Origin of the sequence: Streptomyces inhibens, assembly GCF_022221585.1 — a bacterium.
Lineage (GTDB): Bacteria > Actinomycetota > Actinomycetes > Streptomycetales > Streptomycetaceae > Streptomyces > Streptomyces inhibens.
Genome location: NZ_CP084681.1, coordinates 2,136,341 through 2,157,898 on the forward strand (window position 1 = coordinate 2,136,341; position 21,558 = coordinate 2,157,898).

General features: G+C 72.1%; 22 protein-coding genes. 8 read left to right on the forward strand and 14 right to left on the reverse strand.

The window, feature by feature from the left end; genetic code table 11:
• The first annotated feature begins 6 nt into the window (after positions 1–6).
• Complete coding sequence (locus tag KI385_RS09955) at positions 7–756, forward strand: helix-turn-helix transcriptional regulator (protein WP_238571831.1); 750 nt, start codon at positions 7–9, stop codon at positions 754–756.
• A gap of 20 nt (positions 757–776) precedes the next feature.
• Here the strand turns inward: KI385_RS09955 and KI385_RS09960 are convergent, their stop codons facing one another.
• Complete coding sequence (locus tag KI385_RS09960) at positions 777–1,322, reverse strand: PadR family transcriptional regulator (RefSeq protein WP_238571832.1); 546 nt, start codon at positions 1,320–1,322, stop codon at positions 777–779.
• A gap of 192 nt (positions 1,323–1,514) precedes the next feature.
• On the opposite strand from KI385_RS09960, the gene KI385_RS09965 reads away from it, so the two are divergent.
• The gene (locus KI385_RS09965) at positions 1,515–2,489 is read left to right on the forward strand and encodes an alpha/beta hydrolase (protein ID WP_238571833.1); all 975 of its coding nucleotides are present in this window, start codon (positions 1,515–1,517) and stop codon (positions 2,487–2,489) included.
• 108 nt (positions 2,490–2,597) lie between these two features.
• The gene (locus KI385_RS09970; protein WP_238571834.1) at positions 2,598–3,050 is read left to right on the forward strand and encodes a YybH family protein; all 453 of its coding nucleotides are present in this window, start codon (positions 2,598–2,600) and stop codon (positions 3,048–3,050) included.
• Between the two features lie 10 nt (positions 3,051–3,060).
• Here KI385_RS09970 and KI385_RS09975 read toward each other — a convergent pair whose 3' ends face one another.
• From KI385_RS09975 to KI385_RS09995, 5 genes are all read right to left on the reverse strand, one after another.
• Positions 3,061–3,414: a DUF4333 domain-containing protein gene (locus KI385_RS09975; protein ID WP_238571835.1), complete on the reverse strand. Its 354-nt coding sequence runs from the start codon at positions 3,412–3,414 to the stop codon at positions 3,061–3,063.
• 5 nt (positions 3,415–3,419) lie between these two features.
• The gene (locus KI385_RS09980; protein ID WP_238571836.1) at positions 3,420–4,127 is read right to left on the reverse strand and encodes a hypothetical protein; all 708 of its coding nucleotides are present in this window, start codon (positions 4,125–4,127) and stop codon (positions 3,420–3,422) included.
• A 167-nt stretch (positions 4,128–4,294) separates the two neighbouring features.
• Complete coding sequence (locus tag KI385_RS09985; protein ID WP_238571837.1) at positions 4,295–4,864, reverse strand: histidine phosphatase family protein; 570 nt, start codon at positions 4,862–4,864, stop codon at positions 4,295–4,297.
• Between the two features lie 43 nt (positions 4,865–4,907).
• Entirely contained in the window at positions 4,908–5,360 is a 453-nt protein-coding gene (locus KI385_RS09990; RefSeq protein ID WP_238571838.1) for a GNAT family N-acetyltransferase, read from the reverse strand.
• 73 nt (positions 5,361–5,433) lie between these two features.
• Complete coding sequence (locus KI385_RS09995; protein ID WP_238571839.1) at positions 5,434–6,942, reverse strand: aminotransferase-like domain-containing protein; 1,509 nt, start codon at positions 6,940–6,942, stop codon at positions 5,434–5,436.
• On the opposite strand from KI385_RS09995, the gene KI385_RS10000 reads away from it, so the two are divergent.
• Positions 6,941–7,900 (forward strand): DMT family transporter, encoded by a 960-nt coding sequence (locus KI385_RS10000; protein ID WP_238571840.1) that lies wholly within the window; start codon positions 6,941–6,943, stop codon positions 7,898–7,900. The two genes, KI385_RS09995 and KI385_RS10000, sit on opposite strands and share 2 nt — an antisense overlap.
• Positions 7,901–8,147: 247 nt before the next feature.
• Positions 8,148–8,363, forward strand: coding sequence for a DUF1918 domain-containing protein (locus KI385_RS10005; RefSeq protein WP_238571841.1), 216 nt, complete (start codon positions 8,148–8,150; stop codon positions 8,361–8,363).
• Positions 8,364–8,429: 66 nt separating this feature from the next.
• Here the strand turns inward: KI385_RS10005 and KI385_RS10010 are convergent, their stop codons facing one another.
• Positions 8,430–9,659: a glycoside hydrolase family 10-like protein gene (locus KI385_RS10010; protein ID WP_238571842.1), complete on the reverse strand. Its 1,230-nt coding sequence runs from the start codon at positions 9,657–9,659 to the stop codon at positions 8,430–8,432.
• Between the two features lie 157 nt (positions 9,660–9,816).
• Here KI385_RS10010 and KI385_RS10015 point away from each other — a divergent pair, with 157 nt between their 5' ends.
• Positions 9,817–10,686: a 3-hydroxybutyryl-CoA dehydrogenase gene (locus KI385_RS10015; RefSeq protein ID WP_281066829.1), complete on the forward strand. Its 870-nt coding sequence runs from the start codon at positions 9,817–9,819 to the stop codon at positions 10,684–10,686.
• A gap of 331 nt (positions 10,687–11,017) precedes the next feature.
• On the forward strand, positions 11,018–11,275 hold the full coding sequence (locus KI385_RS10020) for a hypothetical protein (RefSeq protein WP_238571843.1): 258 nt from the start codon (positions 11,018–11,020) through the stop codon (positions 11,273–11,275).
• A gap of 30 nt (positions 11,276–11,305) precedes the next feature.
• On the opposite strand, the gene KI385_RS10025 is transcribed toward KI385_RS10020, so the two are convergent.
• The 3 genes from KI385_RS10025 to KI385_RS10035 all read right to left on the reverse strand — a co-directional run bounded on the left by KI385_RS10025 (position 11,306) and on the right by KI385_RS10035 (position 13,974).
• Positions 11,306–11,836, reverse strand: a complete 531-nt coding sequence (locus tag KI385_RS10025) for an NUDIX domain-containing protein (RefSeq protein WP_238571844.1) — start codon at positions 11,834–11,836, stop codon at positions 11,306–11,308.
• A gap of 48 nt (positions 11,837–11,884) precedes the next feature.
• On the reverse strand, positions 11,885–13,222 hold the full coding sequence (locus KI385_RS10030) for an NsdA family TPR-like regulatory protein (protein ID WP_238571845.1): 1,338 nt from the start codon (positions 13,220–13,222) through the stop codon (positions 11,885–11,887).
• A 161-nt stretch (positions 13,223–13,383) separates the two neighbouring features.
• A complete protein-coding gene (locus tag KI385_RS10035; RefSeq protein ID WP_238571846.1) occupies positions 13,384–13,974 on the reverse strand; it encodes a TetR/AcrR family transcriptional regulator in 591 nt (196 codons plus the stop codon).
• A gap of 81 nt (positions 13,975–14,055) precedes the next feature.
• Between KI385_RS10035 and KI385_RS10040 the strand changes: the two genes are divergently transcribed.
• On the forward strand, positions 14,056–14,991 hold the full coding sequence (locus KI385_RS10040; protein WP_238571847.1) for an oxidoreductase: 936 nt from the start codon (positions 14,056–14,058) through the stop codon (positions 14,989–14,991).
• Here KI385_RS10040 and KI385_RS10045 read toward each other — a convergent pair.
• From KI385_RS10045 to KI385_RS10060, 4 genes are all read right to left on the reverse strand, one after another.
• On the reverse strand, positions 14,969–16,192 hold the full coding sequence (locus tag KI385_RS10045) for a PP2C family protein-serine/threonine phosphatase (RefSeq protein WP_238571848.1): 1,224 nt from the start codon (positions 16,190–16,192) through the stop codon (positions 14,969–14,971). The genes KI385_RS10040 and KI385_RS10045 overlap by 23 nt on opposite strands.
• Positions 16,193–16,508: 316 nt before the next feature.
• Positions 16,509–19,034, reverse strand: coding sequence for a phenylalanine--tRNA ligase subunit beta (gene pheT, locus KI385_RS10050; RefSeq protein ID WP_238571849.1), 2,526 nt, complete (start codon positions 19,032–19,034; stop codon positions 16,509–16,511).
• Complete coding sequence (pheS, locus tag KI385_RS10055) at positions 19,034–20,185, reverse strand: phenylalanine--tRNA ligase subunit alpha (RefSeq protein ID WP_238571850.1); 1,152 nt, start codon at positions 20,183–20,185, stop codon at positions 19,034–19,036. The genes pheT and pheS overlap by 1 nt, the downstream gene beginning before the upstream one ends.
• A gap of 192 nt (positions 20,186–20,377) precedes the next feature.
• A complete protein-coding gene (locus KI385_RS10060) occupies positions 20,378–21,535 on the reverse strand; it encodes a sensor histidine kinase (protein ID WP_128510007.1) in 1,158 nt (385 codons plus the stop codon).
• Positions 21,536–21,558: the final 23 nt, after the last annotated feature.

Consider the following 21,558-nt stretch of genomic DNA (forward strand, 5'->3'; position numbering starts at 1 on the left):
GGAAACATGAGCGCGGCCGCGGAGGTCGGCCTGCGACGCATTCTGGCCGTCGTGGACCTCCTGTTGGATGCCGTCGACGAGGAGACCCTCGTTCCGGCACTGCTTCCGCTGCTGCTCGGCGCGGTTCCCGGCGACAGCATCATCTGGGCGCCCCGCGCCGGGGAGAGCGACCGCCCGCTCACCCTGCCCGCCGGCCTCCTGACCGACGATGTCCGGGAAGCCTTCGCCCGTGAGTGGGCCACCGACTCCCTCGTCCGACATACCACCCTCGGCCCCGGCACCCCGATGCGGCGCTCCACCCTGCAGACCCGCAGCGAATTCCACGCCCTCGCCGCCTACACCGATGTCTACCGGCCGTTCGGCGCCGAGCAGCAGCTGGCGATGTCGTTCCCCGCGGGCTATGCGGCGGGCGCGCCGCGCAAGGTGTGTGTGGCGATCAGCCGCCGTGACAGCGACTTCTCCGACGACGATGTGGCGGCCGCCGCGCTGCTGCGCACCCGGCTCAGCCGCGCCCTCAACCGGCTCGCCCCGCCGGAGCCCGGGCCGCCCCTCGTCACCCGCCGCGAGTCCGCCGTACTCACCCTGCTCGCCCGCGGCCTGACCAACCAACAGATCGCCCACCGCCTGGCGATCAGCCCGCGCACCGTCGACAAACATCTGGAACACGCCTACGCGAAGCTGCGGGTCGGCAGCCGGGTCGAGGCGGCGAACGCCTGGCTGACCCGCGAGCCGGCGGCGGTGCGGCCGGCACGGTAGCGGCGTACGGGCCGGCCGGCTCAGTCGTCGAGCCGGTCCGGATCGGCGGCCACCGACTCCCAGAATTCGGCATGGGCCCGCTCGTGCAGCACGCCGAGCCGCAGCAGCCGGGCCCGCGAGCGCTGCCGGGAATCCTGCGACGGATCGAGCGCGCCCCGCAGCGACTCGTAGTGGGCGAGCCATCTGCGGTGGCGTTCGGCCTGCCGGGTGGCCAGCGCGACGATGTCGGCGGGTTCGCCGAGGTCGGCGAAGAAGAGCTTCAGCTGCGCCGGGTCGCGGGTCTCCGCCTCGGCGGTGTCCGGGTCGGCCAGCCAGCGGTCGAGGGCGGCGCGCCCGGCGTCGGTCAGATGGAAGATCCGGCGTCGGCGGCCCGCCGCCTCGGCCTCTTCCCGGAGGAGGCCGTCGCGCGCCAGCTCCGGCGGGATCCGGTAGAGCTGCGCATGCAGGATCGGCCAGAAGGGCTGGATGTCGTCCTCGACCCGGGCCTTGAGCTCGTACGGCGTCATCGGCCCGTGCCGGGCGATCAGGCCGAGCACGACGTACCGCGCCGGGCTGTACTCCGTCATCCTCGGCTCCTCACTCCCCTTGACACCATCTCATTGAGACCATACCTTCCCTCTCATCGGGACCATATCAATGAGATGGTGGACCTCGACGATCAGGTGTCGGTCGATCGGTGATCGATCGGTGACCGCTGAACAGCTCTTGCGATACAGCCTTCGCGAAACAGCTCTTGCCGCCCGAGAACGGGGAAACGAATGAGCGCCCTCACACGCGCACAGCTCCACCACGACCACATCCATCCGGAACTGGCCGAAACCTTCGCCGCGTTGCCACCGCGGCCCGAGAACCCGTACGCCGACATGGAGACCCTCCGCGCCGGCTTCCGGGCACTGATGGCACCGCGGATGCCCGCACACGACCCCCGGGTCACCATCCGGCACACCTCCCTCACCGGGCCGGACGGCAACACCATCGACGTCCAGGTGCTGCGCCCCGCCGGCGCCGAGGGCGTACTGCCGGGCGTGCTCTACATCCACGGGGGCGGCTTCGCCTACGGGGAGCTGGACGGGCCCAGCCCGATGGCGCGCGACGCATGCGCCGCGGCCGGAGCGGTCGTGGTCAATGTCCACTACCGGCTGGCCCCCGAACACCGGTACCCGGCCGGCGTCGAGGACTGCTACGCCACTCTGGAGTGGATGGCCGCGACCGCCGGTGAACTCGGCATCGACGCCGAGCGGATCGCCGTCACCGGAGCGTCCGCGGGCGGCTGTCTGAGCGCCGCCGTGTGCCTGATGGCCCGCGACCGGCAGGGCCCGCGGATCGCCTTCCAGGGGCTGCTGATCCCCTGCCTCGACGACCGGGGCGGCAGCGCCTCGATGCGGCGGGTCCAGGACCGCCGCATCCTCAACGGGACCGGCATCCGGCACACCTGGGACACCTACCTGGGCGCCGAACGAGGCCCCGGCGTCCCCGCGTACGCGGCGCCCGCCCGGGCCACCGACCTCTCCGGCCTCCCGCCCGCATACGTCCTCACCTGCGGAGCCGACCCCCTGCGGGACGAAGGGCTGGACTACGCCCGACGCCTGACGGAGGCACAGGTGCCGGTCGAGCTGAAGGATGTGCCCGGCGCCTGGCATCTCTTCGAGGCGTACGTGCCCGACAGCGAGCTGGCCCGCCGCACCACCGCGCACTGGCTGGGCGCACTGCGCACCGCACTGACGGACGGCTGACGGGGCGGCCGCCGGGGCCCGGAACGATGAGTTTCGGCGCGCGTCGCCGTCTACCCGTTGGACACCTGTTCCGGAGCGCTTCGGCGCCGTTCAACGGGAGGAACCCTCATGACCACCGACATCGAGCGGAAATCGGACGAGGCACGGATCCGGGAGCTGTTGGAGGACCGGGCGGCGGCGACGACGGACCGGGATGCGCGGCGGTTCCTCGGCCACTGCGCGCCGGAGGTCGTGGACTTCGGCCTCGCTCCCCCGCTGCAGGTCAAGGGGCCGGCAGCGCTGGACCGCGAGGCCGTCGAGGCCTGGTACGCGACATGGGACGGCCCGATCGAGGTGTCGCTGACGCAGGTGGAGATCACCGCCTGCGACGATGTCGCCTTCGCGCACAGCATCAACCGGATGCAGGGGACGAAGACGGACGGCTTCGAGGTGGATCTCTGGAGCCGGGCCACCGTCGGCCTTCGCAAGATCGACGGCACCTGGAAGATCACGCATGCGCACAGCTCGGTGCCGTTCCTGATGGACGGATCCGGGCTGGCCGCGCTGGATCTGAAGCCGTAGGGCGGCCGGGTCAGGAGTGGCGGCGGTAGGTGACCTTGTTGTGCTGGACGCGGGTGACCTCGACGGTCAGATGGCGGTCCGGGCCGATGGGGAAGTGCGCCGTGCAGCGCACCTCGGCGTAGGGCACGGCCCGGAGGTCGCCGAAGCAGCGCACCGCGTCGGGACCGTTGCGGAACGGCAGGGTGAGCTGGCCGCTGATCGTCCGGGCTATTTCGGTGCGCGGGACGGTGTGGGTACCGCGTTCGACCTCGCTGGTGGCATCGCGCTCGCGCAGCCGGGCGGCGGTGAGGGCGAGCGCTCCCGCCGCCGCGAGGGCGATGATGAGGCCGATGACGATGCCGCGCCGGGGCGGCTGTGCGATCACCGCCGTCAGCTCCGGGTGCCGCGGGCGCGGCGGCGGTGGGCGAGGGCTCCCCAGCCGGCCGCGCCCATCAGCAGCACACCGCCGAGCGTCGTGGCGGCCGGGCCGGTGCCGGCCGCCCCGCCGAGGCCGGTGTGTGAGCCGCCCTGGGGGACGATCTCGTCGGCGTCGCCGGAGACGACCACGGTGCCGGTGTAGGTCTTGGGGCCGTCGCCGTGGTCGTCGCCGTGGTCGCCCGCCTCCTGGTTCACGTCCCTCGCGCTGTACGGATCGCCGGACTCGTCGTCGTACGCCGCATGGCTCTGTTCCGCGCCCGCTCGGCCGCCGCAGGTGACGGTGACGGTGTACGAACCGGGCACCGTGCCCTCCGGCATGATCGCGGTGCCGCCCACCTGGTTGCTCAGGGTGGACAGCTGCATGGTGGGGATGTCCGCGCTGTCGAAGGTGGCCTCGGCGGTGTCGCCCGAGCAGTTGCCGCCGTCGTAGACGGAGAAGGCGGTGCCCGGCGCCACCGGGTCGGGCTGGACGACCACCGCGTGCGACGAGCTGCCCGTGGCGGGGGCGGCTTCGGCCACGGCGTCGGCGACCGCCCCGGCCACGGCATCGGTGGCGCCGTCCGTCGCGGCGTCGGCACCGTCACCGTCGCCGAAGAGCAGGACGGACACCGCGAGCGCGCCGGCCGCCAGCGCGTACAGCGGAATGTGGCGTATGTGCATAACCCGAGAGAAGCGCCCGGCTGGGCGGTACGCACCTCGATCGTGTGCCGCTCCCGGGGCCAACTGCCGGGGACCGGGCCCGTCCGCGCGCCTTTCCCGCAGGTCACGCGATTGCGTGTGCCCCGTACAGCGGAGTGGCCGGGATGAGCCTTCCGGGTGGTCCGGGCTCACGCCTCCAGCTGGAGGTCCCACTTGCCGGAGCGGCCGGTGAGCGTGGTCACCGACAGCGGCTGGACATCGATCCGCCAGTACGCGTGCGGCGGTGCCTGGAGCACGTAGACCAGGGCGGCGCGGACGACGCCGGGCTCGGCGACCGCGAGGAGCCCGTCGGCGTCCTCGGCCGGCCGGGTGTCCAGCCAGCCGCCGACGCGGGTGATGAAGGCCAGCAGCGATTCCCCGCCGTGAGGGGCGGAGCGCGGGTCGGCGAGCCAGGCCTCCACCGCGCGCGGCTCGGCGGCGGTCACCTCGCCCAGCGTGCGGCCGCGCCAGCGGCCCATGTCGCAGTCGCGGAGCGCCGGCTGGGCGAGCGGGCGCAGTCCGAGCGCCTCGCCGGTTTCCCGGCAGCGCGCGGACGGCGAGCAGTAGCGCAGTTCCGCGGCGGCCAGCCGGCACAGGACAGGGGCCGCCCGCTCGGCCTCGTACCATCCGGCGGCGTCAAGCGGGCGGTCGTCGTCGAACCGCGTCTCCAGCAGCGAGGAGCTGCGGGCCGCGGCGAGCAGTTTGAGTCGAACGCTCATTCGCCGATGGTAAGAGCAGCACCGGCCGGACGACCCCGGTTGATCAGATATCGACAGGACCCGGGTCGATCAGCCCGAGCGTCATCCACTGTTCCGGGGACACCAGGCTGCGGAAGCCGACCTTCTCGTACACACCGTGGGCGTCCTTGGTGGCGAGCGTCAGCCGGCTCAGCCCGCTGGGCGCCATGTGATCGGCGATGGCCTCGATCAGGGCCGTGCCCAGCCCCTTGCCGCGGTCGTCGCGGCAGACATAGACATCGCAGAGCCAGGCGAAGGTGGCGTGGTCGGTGACGAGCCGGGCGTATGCGGCCTGGCGGCCGGAACCGGACTCGTACAGGCCGAAGTTGAGCGAGCCCGCGACGGCGCGGTCATGCAGTTCCCGGGGGCGGTCCAGGGCCCAGTAGGCGTCGGTGGACAGCCAGCGGTGGACCAGGTCGGCGTCCAGGCGCGCCGGGTCGGTGGAGATCTCGTAGCCGTCGAGGGCGTGTTCGGTCATGCCCGGAGGTTGGCAGACGGGTGGGGGCGGCGTCGAACCGATAGGCCGGACCCGCAGGGGGACGGGCGCCTGGTCAGTCCACCGGGACCGCCAGTTCCGTGCAGGCCGTACGGAGCCTGCGGATGCCTTCCGCGATGTCGCCGGTGCCGGCCGCGGCGGCGAAGCTCAGCCGGAAATGCGCGGCCGGCGGCTCGGCGGCGAAGGAGGGGCGGCCGGCCGCGACCGCGACGCCGGCCCGCAGCGCCGCGCCGGCCAGCGCCGCCTCGTCGGTGCCGTCCGGCAGCCGCAGCCAGAGTTGGTAGCCGCCGGGCGGGACGTACCGGCCGCCGCCGCGCGCCGGATCACCGCCGTACGCCGCGCCGTACCCCGGTCCCCGTTCCACGAACGCGGGCAGCTGACCGTGCAGGGCGGCGATCAGCGCATTGCGGCGGGTGGTCAACTCACCGGCGATCAGCCGCAGATGGCGCGTCCAACCGGGCGATCCGACGAGTTCCAGGGCGGCTTCCTGGAGCGGTGCCGGCACGAAGAAGCTGTCGACGACCTGGATGGCGCGCAGCCGGTCGAGCACCGGGCCGCGGGCGGCCAGGGCGCCGACCCGCAGGTTGGGCGAGGTGGCCTTGGTGAGCGAGCGGACGTGGACGACCGTGCCGTCCTGGTCCTCCGCGATCAGCGTCGGCGGGAGTGGGGGCGCGTCGTCGTGGCCCAGCAGCCGCGCGAAGTCGTCCTCGATCACGAACGCCCCGGCCGCGCGGGCCACCCGCAGCACCTCGCGCCGCCGCTCCCGGGCGAGCACCGCGCCGGTCGGGTTCGCGAACAGCGGCTGGCAGACGAAGAGCCGCGCGCCGCTGGCACGGAAGGCGTCGGCGAGGAGATCCGTACGGACACCGTCCGCATCCGTCGGTACGGGCACCGGCCGCAGCCCGGAGGCGCGGGCGGCGGCCAGCATGCCCGGGTAGGTCGGGGACTCGACGAGGACCGGGGCACCGGGCGGGGCGACGGCGCGCAGCGCGGCGGTCAGCGCGCTCTGGCCGCCCGCGGTGATCAGTACGTCGCTGGCGGCGAGTGCGCCACCGGGGCCGCCGATCTCCCGCGCGAACCACGCCCGCAGCTCCGGCACACCCTCGACCGGCGGCCGCACCCAGGCACCCGGCCGGCGCCCGGCCCGCGCCAGTGCGGCGGAGAGGGCACGCTCGGGCTGCAGATCGGGATGCAGATAGCCGCCGTTGAGTTCGATGACGCCGGGGGCCGGCCTGGCCAGGGTGGCCAGTACGCCCGAGGCGTCGACGCTGCGCGGCACCTGGTCGCCGGCCGGTTCCGCGCTCAGCGCGATCTCCTGCCAGGAGGTGTCGACCGGCCGGGACGCCTCGCCGCGCGGCTCGGCCCGGAAGGCCCCGGCGCCGGGGCGGGTGACGACCAGCCCCTCCGCGGCCAGCTCGGCGAGGGCCCGGGAGACGGTCACCGGGCTGACCCGGTGCCGCTCCACGAGGACACGACTCGATGGCAGCTTCTCACCGGGAGAGTAGCGGTTCAGCTCCGCGCGGAGGATCGTGGCCAGTTCGGCGCCACTGCTACGCTCATGCATGAGAGCTAACGATAGCGCTACCACCCAAGTCGCGATAGCGGTCAGCGCCCCGACCGCCGCCGGCGACAGCGCCCCGAAGGCCGCCACCACCCGCGGCCCCCTGGTGAGCCGCGGCGCCCTGCTCGCCGCCCTCGGTGTCGCCTCCTTCTCCCTCACCTTCCCCGGGACCGCCTGGGCGCTGGAGGGCATGGGGCCCTGGACGGTGGTGATGCTGCGCAGCGTGCTGGCCACCGTGCTGATCGGCGGTGCGCTCGCCGTCTTCCGGGTACGGGTTCCGGAGCGGCGCCACTGGGCGGGTTTCGCGATCGTCGCGGGCGGCGCCTTCCTCGGCTTCCCTGTCCTCACCACCCTCGCCCTGCAGACCTCCACCACCTCGCATGCGGCCGTCGTGGTCGGCCTGCTGCCGCTGACCACCGCCGCCTTCTCGGCCGTACGGACCGGCGCCCGGCCCTCCCGTACGTTCTGGGTCGCCTCGCTGATCGGCGCCGCAGTGGTCATCGGCTTCGCGGTGCAGCAGAGCGGTGGGGCACCGGGCCGCGGCGATCTGTTCCTGTTCGCGGCGCTACTGGTGTGCGCGGCCGGCTACACCGAGGGCGGCCGGCTGGCCCGCCACATGCCGGGCTGGCACGTGGTCGGCTGGGCCCTGGTGCTGGCGCTTCCGGTGACGGTGACAGGGGCGGCGATCGCGCTGTCCACCGAGCCGTTGCACCTCACGGCGCACGCGGTCGGCGGGCTGCTGTGGCTGGCGGCCGGCTCGAACTTCCTCGGGATGGTCGTCTGGTACCGCGGGATGGCCATGATCGGCATCTCCAAGGCGAGTCAGCTGCAGCTGGCCCAGCCGCTGCTGACGTTGCTGTGGTCGGTACTTCTCCTGGGTGAGCGGCTGCCGCCGGCCGCTCCCGCCGCGGCGCTGGCGGTCCTGGCGTGCATCGCGGTCACCCAACGGGCGCGGGGGTGACCGACCGGGGCGCAAGGGGCCGTACGCCCGCGGCGACGGCCCCCACCGCCCGGCCGAATCCACATCCCGTCACGTCTCCCGGGTGCGGCCGCCGCCTCCGGACGTAAACTTGCCGCGATGGCAGGTAGCGCCGTCCGGGCCGAACCAGGCCCGTAAACCGTTGAAATCGTTGGCCGTTCAACCGCTCGGCCGTCGCATCGTCGGCCGTACCGGTCAGGCGGCCGCCCCGAAGCGGGGAGGACCCCTGATGCATGCGAGCAGGGGCGACCGGCTGGTGGTGCACGGCAGGACCGTCGGGCACCACGACCGGGTCGTCGAGATCATCGAGGTACTGGGCGCGAACGGCGATCCGCCTTACCGTGTCCGTGCCGAGGACGGGCATGAGGCGATCATGTCTCCCGGCCCCGACTCGGTTGTCCAGCACGGAAAGGCCACCGACATCGACCCCGGCTCCGGCCGATAACGCGATCCCGTAGGCGGATCGCCACCACGGCCGCGCGGACGGTTGCCACGTCCGCGCGGACCGCCCCTATGGCCGCGCCATGCTGCCGTAGTGATCACGTACGACCCGCGCCATGGCGCCCGCCCGGTCCTTGGCCACCTCCTTCGCCGAGAAGTAGACATGGCCGCCGACCTGCGGGTATTCGCGGGCGAAGGTGAGATGGCGGGAGAGTTCGGCCGGATCCTTCCAGGCGGCCGGCTCCGCATCGCCCGCCTTGTAGAGGGCCTCACCGATGTAGAGGTCCACGCCGGTGCCTTGGACGGTCCGCGCCCACCAGGGCACCAGTTCGGCGTAGTCGGCTGCCTTGGACCCGATGGGCCAGTAGACCTGCGGCACGATGTAGTCGAGCCAGCCCTCGCGGACCCAGCGGCGGGTGTCCGCGTAGAGGTCGTCGTAGGTCTCCACCCCGGCCTGGGTGCGGGAACCCTGCTGGTCGGTGGTGTGGTTGCGCCAGACCGCGAACGGGCTGACACCGAACCGCACCCGGCGCCCGGACTTCTGCCCGCCCGCCTCGAGCCGCTGCGCCATCTCGTAGATCAGCCGGTCGATGTTGTCCCGCCGCCAGGCGGCCCGGCTCTGGGAGGGGTCGCCGTACTCCTGGTACGCCGCGTCATCGTCGAAGTGCTGACCGGCGACCGGATACGGATAGAAGTAGTCGTCGAAGTGCACCCCGTCGACGGGGTAGCGCTGCACCGCGTCGAGCATCGCGTCCTGGACGAAGCGGCGGACCTCCGGCAGCCCGGGGTTGTAGTAGAGCTTGCCGCCGTACGGGAGGACCCAGCGGGGGTGCCGGCGGGCGGGGTGGTCGGGGGCCAGCCGGCCGGGATCGGTGTGGTTGGCGACCCGGTACGGGTTGAACCAGGCGTGCAGCTCGAGATCGCGCCGGTGCGCCTCGCGTACCGCGAAGCCGAGCGGGTCCCAGCCCGGATCGCGGCCCTGCTGTCCGGTCAGGTACTGGGCCCACGGCTCGTACGGAGAGGGCCACAGAGCGTCCGCGGTGGGCCGCACCTGGAAGAACACCGTGTTGAGCTTGCGGGCGACGGCGGTGTCGAAGTGGGCGCGCAGTTCGCGCTGTTGCTCGGCGGGCGTGCGCTTCGCGCTGGAGGGCCAGTCCAGGTTGGCGACCGTCGCCAGCCACATGCCGCGCATCTCGCGCCGTGGCGCGCGGCCCGAGGGCGCCGCGGCACCCGTGGTGAGCAGCGAGGAGGCCGCGCCGAGCGCGCCCACCGCAAACCCTCGCCGTGTGATCCGTCTCATCAAAAGTCCCCAGTTGTCCGTTTCATCCTGTCCTGAGGGCTCAGAATGCCCGCCCCGCGGCCCGTAGCACAGCACCGCGCGGAGTAACGTCGGGGCGAGGCGGGCGTCGGACCCTTACGGCGTACCGCCGGTCCTGAAGATCAGCGAAAGGCACGAGGTGACGGACACTTTCACCGACATTGCACGCGTCGGAGTGGTCGGCTGCGGCCAGATGGGCGCAGGCATCGCCGAGGTCTGCGCCCGCGCCGGGCTCGACGTCATGGTCGCCGAGACCACCGGCGAGGCCCTGGAACTGGGTCGCACCCGCTTGACCAACTCCCTCGGCAAGGCCGCCGAACGCGGCAAGATCACTGCCGCGGAGCGCGACGCGACACTCGGCCGGCTCAGCTTCACCACCGACCTCGGGGAGTTCGCCGACCGCGATCTCGTCATCGAGGCCGTCGTGGAGAACGAGCAGGTCAAGACCGAGATCTTCCAGGTCCTCGACCAGGTGATCACTCGCCCGGACGCCATCTTGGCCTCCAACACCTCCTCCATCCCGCTGGTGAAGCTCGCCGTCGCGACCTCCCGTCCGGACCAGGTCATCGGCATCCACTTCTTCAACCCGGCGCCGGTACAGAAGCTCGTCGAGCTGATCCCGGCCCTGACCACCGGCGAGGAGACCATCAAGCGCGCCGAGGCGCTGGTGCATGACGTGCTGGGCAAGCATGCGATCCGTGCCCAGGACCGCTCGGGCTTCGTCGTCAACGCCCTGCTGATCCCGTATCTGCTCTCCGCGATCCGGATGTTCGAGTCGGGCATCGCCAGCCGCGAGGACATCGACAACGGCATGGAGCTGGGCTGCGCCCACCCGATGGGCCCGCTCAAGCTGTCCGACCTGATCGGCCTGGACACCGTGGCCTCGGTCGCCGAGTCGATGTACCACGAGTACAAGGAGCCGCTGTACGCCGCTCCCCCGCTGCTCCAGCGGATGGTCGACGCGGGCCGGCTGGGCCGTAAGTCCGGTTCGGGCTTCTACTCGTACTGAGCCGGAGGACGGTCCGCCCGCCGCTCGGGGGAACACCGGCGGGCGGACCCCGGGCCGGCGGGCGCCCGTCCGCCGGCTTCGGCCCCCGTGGCGATTCCCAGTCAACCCTTGTGCGAGCACGGGCGGGAGCGTGTGAACCGCCCCGTCCGGGGTGTGCGCTTCACACCCCGTGCGAATGCCCGCGCCCCGTCACCCCCCGTCACTTCGCACGGGGTGTGAACCGCAGACCCGCATATACCCACCGCACACGCTCCCGCCCTTCGCCGCAGCGCAGTTGACTGTTGCCCGTACGGACAACGAAGTCGCTGACAGAAGGAATGAGGAGCGGACCGTGACCGCCCACCCCGAACCCGACCTGGTAACCGCCGACTTAGCGGAGCTGAGGCGTCTCCTCGACGTACGCACCGCCCGGGTCGACGGCCAACTCGCGCTGCTCGCCCAGCGCTCCGAGCAGTACGAGCGTGACGCGGACGAACTGCAGGCCCGCGTCACACGGTTGGAGAGCGCCCGCTGGCCACTGCCGTCCCTCGCCGCACTCACGGGGCTCGCGGCGTTGGTGGTCGCACTGTGGCAGGCCATGGGCCGATGACGCCCGGCCGACGTCACCGGCCGGCACCGGTCAGCCCAGCCGGATGTGATGCAGCATCAGCAAGGCGGCGGCCATATTGGCGGCCGGCACCTCCCCTCGCGCCACCATGTCGGGCACCAGCTTCAACGCCACCCACTCCCGGCGCTCGGACTCGAAGCCGTCCTGGGGCGGGCCGACGTACTCGCCCCCCTCGGACCAGTAGATGTGATGCCGCGCATCGGTGAGGCCGTTGGACGGCTCCACCGACAGGAGATGCCGGAGGGGCCCGGGACGCCACCCGGTCTCCTCCTCCATCTCGCGGGCGGCAGCGGCCGCGATGTCCTCGCCGTCCTCGACGACACCGGCGGCCAGCTCCCACCCCCAGGTGTCGGTGATGAACCGGTGCCGCCAGAGCAACAGCACCTCATTGGCCTCATTGACCACTGTGGCCACGGCGACCGGCCGCATCCGGATCAGATAGTGGTCCAGATGGCGACCGTCGGGCAGTTCCACATCGGCCAGATTGACCCGGAACCACGGATTCGCATAGACGGGCTTTTCGCTGAGATTGTTCCAACGCACGTAACTGCCACCTTCCGCTGATGAGCCGGCAAGGTGACACGAGCCCGGTCACAGCGGAACGCGCAGCACCTCGTCGATGAGATCGGCAGCCTCGTCCGTCGCGGAGCTCCCGGTCTCCGCCAGATGCTCGCGCACCGCCCGCAGCCGGTCCCGCAGCCGTTGCGACTCCATGCCCCGAGCCTGCTCGGTCATCTGCGCGGCGTTGGCCACGGCCCGGTCCGCATCGCCTTGGCGCAGCTCGATATGGGTGAGCATGGCCAGCCGGTGGACCCGGCCGCGGTCGTGTGCGGGGGTGTCGACGGCGGCGTCCGCCTGCTCCCGTGCGGCCCGCAGGTCACCGAGGCTGAGCAGCGCCTCCGCCACTTGTACGTTCACCAGGCCGGGCTGCACATAGCCCGTCTCGGCAGGCTCCAGTCCGGGCCGGATGCGCTCCGCGGCCGCCTCCGCGCGCCGGATGCACGACAGCGCGCTGGCGCCGTCGCCGAGCCGGGCGTAGGACTTGGCCTGCATCGCGTAGAGGTCCGCGGAGAGCGCCGGGGTGATCTGCGGACCCGCGGCCCGCAGCGCCGCCTCCGCGAAGGCGACCGCCTGGCGGTATTCCCGTACGAAGAGGGACTGATTGACCAGCAGCGCGATGACATACGCGCCGAGGCCGCGGTCCCCGCTGGCCTTGGCCAGCCGCAGTGCCTGATGAAGGTAGCGCTGGGCCAGCCCGAGAGCGTCCGAGTCGTACGCGCAGATACCGGCGACGGCGACCAGCCCACCGGTCGCCCGGTGCAGCTGACGGCCCGTCGCATCGCTGTAGCTGCCCCGCAGCAGCGGCGCCGCCTCGGAGTTGAGGAATCCCACGATGCGTGCTCTGGTCGCGATACCACCCGCCTTCCGGTACATCTGCTCGTAGTGCGACCGCGCGGCGCGCAGCATCTCGATATCGGCCATGCCGACCCGGGTCAGCCCGTCCCGCGACACATCGAAATCCTCGGGCGGGTTCTCCCACTCCCATACGGGCATGACGGCCGACGTACCGGTGAGCGCCGGCGCGTCGAGGAGGTGCGGCCGCTGCTGCTCGTCGGACCGCCACAGCGCGGTGGCCCGTTCCACGAACCCGGACAGCGGAGTATCGGCTTCCCGCCGCAGCCCCGGCCCGCTCAGCCCGATGTCGTCAAGCCCGACCGGCCGGTGCAGCCGCTCGCCGAGGATCTCGCAGATCAGATCCGGCACCTGCCCACGCGGCCGCTGACCCTTCAACCACCGGGCCACTGCGGTGTGTTCGTACCGCAGCGCCAGTCCACGACACCGCCCGAGCTGGTTGATACGCGCGGCGAGGCCGGCATGCGAGATGCCGGCCTCGTCGAGAATCGCGTCCAGCAGGGTATTGGGCTCCATACCGGCCTCCCGATGAACCGGGCCCACCCGCGGGCCATCAGCCCATGGCCATGTCGACGTGAATACTCCGCCAGTTGAGCGTAGTGAACCCCGCTTCACACGGGGTGTGAAGAACCCCGGGAGAGCCGACCACGGCCACGGCCCGCACTCCGGGCCGGTCGCTACGCCGCGCACCCCCGCAGCATGTACGCGATCACATCGTCGAGGCCGGACTCGACCTCCTCGGCGGAGAGCACGCGGCTCATGGCGAAGCCGGCGAAGCCGTGCAGGGTGGTGAACACCGGTATCCCGATGCGTTCGACCGGTCCGTCGCGCACATCGCCGCTGCGCTGCCCGTCCGCGACCAGTCCCATGGTGATCGCCCCGAGCCGCTGGGCGGCCGCGATCAGCGCCTCGGACGCCTCCGGGTCGTGCTTGACCGCGTACATGAGGTCGAGCAGTGCCGCGTTGGCGAGGGCGAAGTCCACGTAGGCGCGGGCGAGCGCGCCGAGCCGGTGGGCGAATGACGTGCCCGCTGCCGCCCGGGACGCGGTCAGGGCCTCGTTCAGGCGGTCGAACCCGGCCAGCGCCAGCGCGTCCAGCAGCGCCTGCTTGTCCTTGAAGTGCCGGCTGGGCGCGGCGTGGCTGACGCCGAGATCACGGGCCAGTTCCCGCAGGGACAGTGCACCCGGACCCTTCTCGCGGAGCGTCTGCTCGGCGCGGGTCAGCAGCGCGGCGCGAAGGTCTCCATGGTGGTAACGGCGAGTCTGCATGTCCCTCATCCTATCGCCCATGTATTCACTGGCTACATTGTTGGCATTGACAGCATTGTTGGCGTTGCCTACATTGGAGCCATGACCAAGACACCCAAGTGGAACGCCACCGACCTCCCCGACCAGACCGGCCGCACCGCCGTGGTGACCGGCGCCAACAGCGGACTCGGCATCGCCACCGCCGACGCGCTCGCACGGGCGGGTGCCCATGTCGTACTCGCCGTACGGGACATCGAGCGCGGTGAGGCCGCCGCCGCCACCGTGCGGGGCGCCAGGGGCAGCGTCGAGGTCCGCCGCCTCGACCTGGCCGACCTCGCCTCCGTGCGCGAGTTCGCCGCCGCCTGGCAGGGCACCCTCGACCTGCTGATCAACAACGCCGGGGTCATGAACGTCCCGGAGTCCCGGACCAAGGACGGCTTCGAGAAGCAGTTCGGCACCAACCATCTCGGCCACTTCGCGCTGACCAACCTGCTGCTGCCGCACCTCACCGACCGCGTGGTCACGGTGGCCTCCGGGGCCCACAAGCTGCCCGGCGCCCGGATGCACTTCGACAACCTGAATCTCACCGGCGAGTACAGCCCCGTCGCCGCCTACAGCCAGTCCAAGCTGGCCAATCTGCTGTTCACCCTGGAACTGCAGCGCCGTCTCACCGCGGCGGGATCCCCCGTACGCGCCCTTGCCGCACACCCCGGCTGGGCCGCCACCAATCTCCAGGGCGCCGACGCCAGCGCGCTGCGGCGCGCGCTGATGCAGGTGGGCAACCGCTTCATCGCGCAGGACAACAAGGCCGGCGCGCTCCCCACGCTCTACGCCGCCACCCAGGACCTGCCCGGCGCCAGCTACCTCGGCCCCGACGGGCTCGGCGAGATGCGCGGCGGACCGACGATGGTCGGCAGGTCGGCCGCGGCCGCCGACCCGGAAAGCGCCAAGCGCCTGTGGACGGCGTCCGAGGAGCTGACCGGCGTCACCTTCCCGGCACTGAACGGCAAGGAGATCACCGCGGGAGGCGGACGATAGCGGACCCGGCCGACCGGGCCGGCACCTGCACCCGGTCGTTGCAGAGCATCACCAGCGCCACGTCATCCGTCAGCCGGCCGCCCGCATGCCGTAACAGGGCCTCCCGCACCTCCCCCACCACCGTGGACGGCGAGGGGCCGCCCGGCGCGGCGGCCGCCGCCACGCTGTTGTGCAGCTCCTGGGTCAGCGGAAAGAACTCCCCCGCCGCATCCCGCGCATCAACCGCCCCGTCGGTGTGCAGAAACAGCCCCTCACCGGGCGCCAGCCGCCCGCACCGCACCGCGGTCAGCTTCTCGGGCAGCGGGAACAGCCCCAACGGCGGCATCGGCTCGGCCGGAGCGACCGCCACCACCGGGACGGCCGCCCCGCAGTCGATCCGATACGGCCATGGATGCCCGCAGTTCAGCGCCGTGATCGAGCCGTCCCGCGCGACCTGCACCAGCAGCAGCGTCACAAACTCCTCCGCGAGCGTGCTCACCGGCTCCGCACCGCCGCCCGCCGGCTGCTCGATGCGCACCCGCTCGTACAGATGCCGCTGGTGCGAGCGCTCCAACCGGCGCAGCACACCGTCCAGTTCGGGCTCGTCGTGCACCACCTCACGGAAGCTGCCGAGCATCGCCGCGACCGTGCCTATGGCCTCCAGGCCGTGCCCGCGCACATCCCCGATCACCGCCCGTACGCCGTGCCGGGTCCCCACGACCTCGTACAGATCCCCGCCGACCACGGCGCCCTCGCTCGCGGAGAGGTGGTCGGCCGCCAGCACCACCCCGTCGATCCGCGGCGGCAGCGGCCGCAGCAGCACCCGCTGCGCGGCCACGGCGACCTCGCGCGTACGCTCCAGCTCCCGCACCAACCGCAGCCGCCGCCCGGCCGTCAGATAGCTGGCGCAGACCACCGCGAGAATCGCGCCGCAGGTCATCACGCGTATGCCCGGCCCGGCTCCGGGCTCCGCCCCGCCGAACGGTACGAGCGCGAGCAGCGCGCACACCCCGCCGAGCAGCACGCACTGACGGCGGCCGGTGCCCGCGCAGGCGATGGCCGGCGCCGCGGCGAGGAGTTGCAGCAGCTGGCCACTGGTCGGGTGGCACAGCTCCCAGGTCACCACGCCGAGCACCCAGAGGCCGGGCAGGACGAAGACGACAGCCCGCCGGGCCCAGGCCGCCCCGGCGCGCGCTCCGCCCCTCGCCCAGGTTCGGATCATGCCGATGGTCCCCCTAGCCGGTGGTCCCCAGTCAGGCGTTGAGGCGTCGGTCCGGCCCCCTGCCGCGGTCAGCGGGCCGCATCGACCTCGTCGATTCTCGCGACGTTATGTGCCCGTCCGGCGACGATAAGTAGATAACCACCCGATGGGGTGATGGTGTAGGGATCCGATCGTCTAGTGGAGCCCTTCGTCCCTCCCAGGCGCAACAGAGCCCCCATGCAGGACGCCGAGAGCCCACCGCATCGCAAAAAAGAGCGAGGGCGCGGCCGGCTCGCACCGTCCACGCCCTCGCCCCTCAGGCACACATGCTGCCCGCTCAGCCGCGCAGCACCGCTCCGGTCCGCTCCACGGCCGCCGCAACCGCCGCGTCACGGGCCGTCGAGGCCTCTTCCGCGGTCAGCGTGCGGTCGGCGGCACGGAAGCGCAGCGCGTACGCCAGCGACTTCTTGCCGGCGCCGAGCTGCTCACCGGTGAAGATGTCGAACAGCCGCAGCGACTCCAGGAGTTCACCCGCGCCGTCACGCAGCGCCGCCTCGACGTCCGCCGCCGGGACCGTCTCGTCGACCACCAGCGCGACGTCCTGGGTCGCGACCGGGAAGACCGAGATCTTCGGCGCGCGCAGCGGACCGCCGGCGGCCTGCTCAAGGCGGTCCAGGTCGATCTCCATCGCGCACGTACGCTCCGGCAGCGCGAGCGTCTTGATGACCCGCGGGTGCAGCTCACCGGCGTTGCCGACGAGGATCTCCTCGCCGTCGACAAGAGCGAGCAGCGCCGCGCACCGGCCCGGGTGGAACGGCGCGTGCTGGTCCTGACGGACGATCAGCTCGACACCCGCCTCCCGCGCGACCGTACGGCCCGCCTCGACCGCGTCCGCCCAGATCGCGGGGCGTCCGCCGCCCCACCAGCCGGCCTGCTCACGGCCTCCGGCGAGCACCACGGCGGCACGCCGCGGCTGCTGCGGCAGCGAGGCATCCAGCGAGGCGATCTCGTCGTCGGTCGGCCGGCGGTCGACGACCAGCCGGCTGGCCGGCTTCTCGTCACCGGTCGCCCGGAAGACCGGACCGGTCTCGAAGAGCGCCAGATCGTGCGTGCCGCGGCCGTAGTTGCGGCGCAGCGCGTTCAGCAGACCCGGGATCAGGGTCGTACGGAGGTCGGGCTCCTCGTCGGACAGCGGGTTGACGAGGGTGACCGCCGCGCGCCGCGGGTCGTCCGGCTCGATGCCGAGCTGGTCGAGGACGGCCGAGCCGGTGAAGGGGTAGTTCAGCGTCTCGACATAGCCCGCGCCGGCCAGCGCCCGGCCGACCCTGCGGTGCATCCGCTGACGCTCGGTCAGCCCACGGCCGGCCGGCGGCTTCGGGAGGGTGGAGGGCAGGTTCTCGTAGCCCTCCAGCCGGATGACCTCTTCGGCCAGGTCGTTGGGCTCGCTGAGGTCCGGCCGCCAGGACGGCACGGTCACGACCAGCTCGTCCTGGCCGTAGACATCGCAGCCGACCTGCTGGAGGCGGCGGACGACGGTCTCCCGGCCGTAGTCGACACCGGCGACCTTGTCCGGGTGGTTGGCGGGGAGGGTGATCGTACGCGGCCCGCGGGGCGAGACGACCTCGGTGACGCCCTCCTCGGCCCTGCCGCCGGCCAGCAGCACCAGCAGGTCGACGGTCCGCTGCGCCGCCGCGGACGCGGCCTCCGGGTCCACACCGCGCTCGAAGCGCTTGGCGGCCTCCGAGGACAGCTTGTGCCGGCGAGCCGTACGGGCGATGGCGAGCGCGTCGAAGTGCGCGGCCTCGATCACGACATCGCTGGTGCCGTGCAGCCGGCCGGTCTCGGGGTCGGCGACCGGCGCCGCGATCTCGGTGTTGGCACCGCCCATGACGCCCGCGAGGCCGATCGGGCCGCGGTTGTCGGTGATGACCAGGTCCTCGGCGTCCAGCACCCGCTTGACGCCGTCCAGGGTGGTCAGCTGCTCGCCGGGGGTCGCGCGGCGGACGCCGATCGGGCCGTCCACGCTGGTGCGGTCGTAGGCGTGCAGCGGCTGGCCGAGCTCCAGCATCACGTAGTTGGTGACGTCGACGGCCAGCGAGACCGGGCGCATCCCGGCCTTCTGCAGCCGGCGCTGCAGCCAGAGCGGGGAGCGCGCCTCGGGCTCCAGGCCGGTGACCGTACGGGCGGTGAAGCGGTCGCAGCCGAAGGGGTCGGAGACCTGGACCGGATAACCGGAGGAGTTCGGCGGCGGCACGTCCAGCAGCGCCGGGTCACGCAGCGGCAGGCCGTAGGCGATGGCGGTCTCGCGGGCGACACCGCGCATCGACAGGCAGTAGCCGCGGTCCGGCGTGACGGCGATGTCCAGCACCTCGTCGACGAGCTCCAGCAGCTCGATGGCGTCGGTGCCCACCTCGTACTCGGGCGGCAGCACGATGATGCCGTGCGTGCCGTCGTCGCCCATGCCCAGCTCGTCGCCGGAGCAGATCATGCCGTGCGAGGTCTTGCCGTACGTCTTGCGCGCGGCGATCTTGAAGTCGCCGGGCAGCACGGCGCCGGGGAGAACGACCACGACCTTGTCGCCGACGGAGAAGTTGCGCGCACCGCAGACGATCTCCTGCGGCTCGCCGGTGCCGTTGGCCTGGCCGACGTCCACCGTGCAGAAGCGGATGGGCTTCTTGAAGCCCTCCAGCTCCTCGATGGTCAGCACCTGGCCGACGACCAGCGGGCCCTTGAGGCCGTCGCCGAGTCGCTCGACGGTCTCGACCTCCAGGCCGACGGCAATGAGCTTGGCCTGTACGTCACGGCCGGACTCCGTCGCCGGCAGGTCGACGTACTCCCGCAGCCAAGAAAGCGGGACCCGCATCAGATCTCCATCCCGAACGGCCGGGTGAACCGGACGTCGCCTTCGAACATGTCGCGCATGTCTTCCACGTTGTGCCGGAACATCAGCATCCGGTCGATGCCGAACCCGAAGGCGAAGCCGCTGTACTTCTCGGGGTCGACGCCACAGGCGATGAGCACCTTGGGGTTGACCATTCCGCAGCCGCCCAGCTCGATCCAGCCCTCGCTGGAGCAGGTACGGCAGGGGCGGTCGGGGTTGCCCACGGACTCGCCACGGCAGACGTAGCAGACCATGTCCATCTCGGCGGACGGCTCGGTGAACGGGAAGTAGTTCGGCCGCAGCCGGGTCTTCATGTCCGGCCCGAACAGCGCCCGGACCATGTGGTCGAGGGTGCCCTTGAGGTCGGCCATGGTCAGGCCCTCGTCGACGGCGAGCAGCTCGATCTGGTGGAAGACCGGGGAGTGCGTGGCGTCCAGCTCGTCGGTGCGGTAGACCCGCCCCGGGCAGACGATGTAGACCGGCGGCTCGCGGTCGACGAGCGTACGGGCCTGGACCGGCGAGGTGTGGGTGCGCAGCACGACGCCGGACTCATCGCCCTCGGTGCCTCCCCCAGACTCCGTCCGGGAGGTGCCCCCACCCTGCACGAAGAAGGTGTCCTGCATCTGGCGCGCCGGGTGGTCGGGCACAAAGTTGAGGGCGTCGAAGTTGAACCACTCCGCCTCGACCTCGGGGCCCTCGGCCACCTCGTAGCCCATCGCGACGAAGACGTCGGCGACCCGCTCCATGAACGTGCTGAGCGGGTGGCGGGCGCCGGCCGGCACCCGGTCGTGGGGCAGCGTGACATCCACCGCCTCCTCGACCAGTACGCGGGCGTCGCGCTCCGCCTCCAGCTCCTCCTGGCGGGCCTTGAGCGCCTGGTTCACACGGCCGCGGGCCTGGCCGACGCGCTTGCCGGCCTCCGCCTTGGCGTGCGGCGGCAGGGCGCCGATCTCACGGTTGGCGAGGGCGAGCGGTGAGCGGTCGCCGGCGTGCGCGACCTTCACCTCACGCAACGCCTCAAGATCGGCCGCGGCAGCGATGGCGGCCAGCGCCTCGTCCAGCCGGGCGGCGATCTCTTCCGGTTTCAGGGCTTCGACCTCGACAGGGTCGTACGACTTATTGGGTGCGGACATCTCTTCCCGTGCTTCCGGTGGACTGGCTTGGCTTGGCTCGCGTCGCCTCGGCTCTTCGATCACAAAGGTCGGATGCCGAGCCCGCGCTGTGCCCGCGATGCCTGTGCGCCAAAGGTGCCAAAGGTCAAGTCTAAGGGGAGGGCCGCAGGCGGCCGGCCCGAGCCCCTGGGGCGGGGCGCCCGCCGCTTCCCCTCAAGCCATGAAGGCCGGGGCCGCGACGGGCAGGCTAAATCGGAACTGTGCGCCGCCGGCCGGCGCCCGGCCGACCGTGATCGCCCCGCCGTGGGCCTCGACGATGCCCTTGACGATGTAGAGGCCCAGACCGGTGCCGCCGCGCTTGCTGCCCCGCCAGAAGCGGGTGAAGACGCGGCTCATCGATTCCTCGGGGATGCCGGGGCCCTCGTCGCTCACGGTGACGCTCGTCCCCTCCGCGTTGGTCGTATCCGATGCCGGTCCGACCTCGATGGTGACGGTTCCTTCGCCGTGCCGCACCGCATTTTCCAGCAGATTGCCCAACACCTGATCGACCTTGTCCGGGTCCGCCCACAGATCGGGCAGTGGTTCCAGCATCCGGATCAAGAAGCGGTCCGGCCGCTGGCCGGCGGTGGTCTGCGCCTGGACGTGCCGGCGCACCGCGGCGATCATGTCGACCCGCTGCCGGCGCACCTCCAGCCGCCCGGAGTCGATCCGGGAGATGTCCAGCAGCTCGGCGATCAGGCGGGTGACGCGGTTGGCGTCGGCGTCCACCGTCTCCAGCATCAGCCGCTTCTGGTCGTCGGTGAAGCGTTCCCACTTTTGGAGGAGGGTGGCGGTGAACCCCTTGACGGAGGTCAGCGGCGAGCGCAGTTCATGGGCGACGGTGGCGATCAGCTCGGCGTGGCTCAGCTCCGTACGGCGCCGGGCCTCGGTGCCGCGCAGCGCGATGACCAGCTGTTGTACGGGCCCGGTCGGCCGGCTGCGGACGTAGCGGGCGGAGACCAGCACCTCGCGGCCGCCGAGCAGCAGATTGCGCTCGGGCTGGCCGCGGCGGATGGCGAGCCCCCCGTAGGGGTCGGTGAGCCGCCACCAGCGGCGGCCCTCGATGTCCTGCAGCGGCAGGGCGTGTTCGAGGGGACGGCCGAGCGCGTCCTGGGGGGCGATATCGGTGATCCGGGCGGCCGCGGCGTTGAAGCAGACCACCCGGCCGGTCTCGTCGGCGACGACCAGGCCGTCGGGCAGATCGTCGGGGTCGAGCCCGAGGCCGGTCCCCAGGGCGGCCGGTTCCCCGGCGGCGGGCGACGGCGGGCGCACCGGTCCGCCGGACGGGCAGCTGTCAGTAGTGACTGTGATGCCGGAAGTCCTCACACTCATCCCCGTTACCCCCTTCCGGGCCC

Bases quoted from the DNA above. Each gene is read 5' to 3' on its own strand.
- KI385_RS10035 (WP_238571846.1), bottom strand. From the start codon at position 13,974: ATGCAGACTCGCCGTTACCACCATGGAGACCTTCGCGCCGCGCTGCTG.
- KI385_RS09970 (WP_238571834.1), top strand. From the start codon at position 2,598: ATGACCACCGACATCGAGCGGAAATCGGACGAGGCACGGATCCGGGAG.
- KI385_RS10045 (WP_238571848.1), bottom strand. From the start codon at position 16,192: ATGATCCGAACCTGGGCGAGGGGCGGAGCGCGCGCCGGGGCGGCCTGG.
- KI385_RS10060 (WP_128510007.1), bottom strand. From the start codon at position 21,535: ATGAGTGTGAGGACTTCCGGCATCACAGTCACTACTGACAGCTGCCCG.
- KI385_RS10000 (WP_238571840.1), top strand. From the start codon at position 6,941: ATGAGAGCTAACGATAGCGCTACCACCCAAGTCGCGATAGCGGTCAGC.
- KI385_RS10005 (WP_238571841.1), top strand. From the start codon at position 8,148: ATGCATGCGAGCAGGGGCGACCGGCTGGTGGTGCACGGCAGGACCGTC.
- KI385_RS09990 (WP_238571838.1), bottom strand. From the start codon at position 5,360: ATGACCGAACACGCCCTCGACGGCTACGAGATCTCCACCGACCCGGCG.
- KI385_RS09965 (WP_238571833.1), top strand. From the start codon at position 1,515: ATGAGCGCCCTCACACGCGCACAGCTCCACCACGACCACATCCATCCG.
- KI385_RS09955 (WP_238571831.1), top strand. From the start codon at position 7: ATGAGCGCGGCCGCGGAGGTCGGCCTGCGACGCATTCTGGCCGTCGTG.
- KI385_RS10010 (WP_238571842.1), bottom strand. From the start codon at position 9,659: ATGAGACGGATCACACGGCGAGGGTTTGCGGTGGGCGCGCTCGGCGCG.
- KI385_RS09985 (WP_238571837.1), bottom strand. From the start codon at position 4,864: ATGAGCGTTCGACTCAAACTGCTCGCCGCGGCCCGCAGCTCCTCGCTG.
- KI385_RS09960 (WP_238571832.1), bottom strand. From the start codon at position 1,322: ATGACGGAGTACAGCCCGGCGCGGTACGTCGTGCTCGGCCTGATCGCC.
- pheT (WP_238571849.1), bottom strand. From the start codon at position 19,034: ATGCGGGTCCCGCTTTCTTGGCTGCGGGAGTACGTCGACCTGCCGGCG.
- KI385_RS10030 (WP_238571845.1), bottom strand. From the start codon at position 13,222: ATGGAGCCCAATACCCTGCTGGACGCGATTCTCGACGAGGCCGGCATC.
- pheS (WP_238571850.1), bottom strand. From the start codon at position 20,185: ATGTCCGCACCCAATAAGTCGTACGACCCTGTCGAGGTCGAAGCCCTG.
- KI385_RS09995 (WP_238571839.1), bottom strand. From the start codon at position 6,942: ATGCATGAGCGTAGCAGTGGCGCCGAACTGGCCACGATCCTCCGCGCG.
- KI385_RS10040 (WP_238571847.1), top strand. From the start codon at position 14,056: ATGACCAAGACACCCAAGTGGAACGCCACCGACCTCCCCGACCAGACC.
- KI385_RS09980 (WP_238571836.1), bottom strand. From the start codon at position 4,127: ATGCACATACGCCACATTCCGCTGTACGCGCTGGCGGCCGGCGCGCTC.